The sequence below is a fragment of the Caballeronia jiangsuensis genome (genome assembly GCF_046030135.1).
GTDB lineage: Bacteria > Pseudomonadota > Gammaproteobacteria > Burkholderiales > Burkholderiaceae > Caballeronia > Caballeronia jiangsuensis.
Genome location: NZ_JAQQDB010000117.1, coordinates 1 through 766, shown reverse-complemented (window position 1 = coordinate 766; position 766 = coordinate 1). Strand labels below are relative to the sequence as shown.

General features: G+C 56.4%; 1 protein-coding gene. It reads right to left on the bottom strand.

Annotated elements, in window-relative coordinates; genetic code table 11:
• Positions 1-766, bottom strand: a 766-nt coding sequence (locus PQR08_RS38605; RefSeq protein WP_408164487.1) for a DUF6396 domain-containing protein, incomplete at both ends; no start/stop codon positions are given.

Sequence of the window (766 nt, the reverse complement as noted above, 5' to 3'; positions counted from 1 at the left end):
GGAAGCGATCCGTTCGCCGCGTGGCAGCTCGAAGGGTTCGCCCGCCCTGTAATATTGCGGATAGGCACTGCCGACTGCAATCGGCCGCGCGTCGAGAGATGTCGACATATCGCGATGCAGCGCTAGCCAGTAACCGGTCCGGGGCACGCGCTGGTCGCCGGATATCGAGTGCGCATCTTTCTTCAGTAACGGTACAGCATAACCTTCAGGAACTGCTTCGCGACCGCTACGTAGAGACGTCTGCGCAGACTTGGGAGGAGGCGTAACGGCCTTTGCCGCGTCGATCAATGTCTGCTTATCGCCGTTCCATTTTGGAAGCGGCGCGGGTGGCAGCGGAAGTACCTTGTCGAGGTTGGGCAGTTTCAAGCGGCCTTGCCAGAATTCGAGCGCGTCGGCCAAAACGCGATAACGGTCATGTCGTTCTTTGTCGACATAGCCAATCAGATTGGTGCCATCTGTTAAGTCAAATCCGTCGAATTCACTTCCGAGAGACTTTGCGCAATTCGCACTTCCTAGCTTGGTTCCCTCTTGAAGCGTCCGCAATGCGAGCGCCTTCGCTTCAGGCGTGTTGGCATCCGCTTGATAAAAAGACAGCTCATAAGCTGCCTCTCCATACCCCTGTGCCATCGCACATTTCAGCATTTGCAGAGCGATCGGACGGTTCCCCCAAAAATCTCCTTCAGGATCGTCGTACGTTCCACCCAGCTTATCCCCTAGGAATGTCAACGCTGCCGGGCTGCCCATGTCTGCCGCTTTCTGGAAGAAT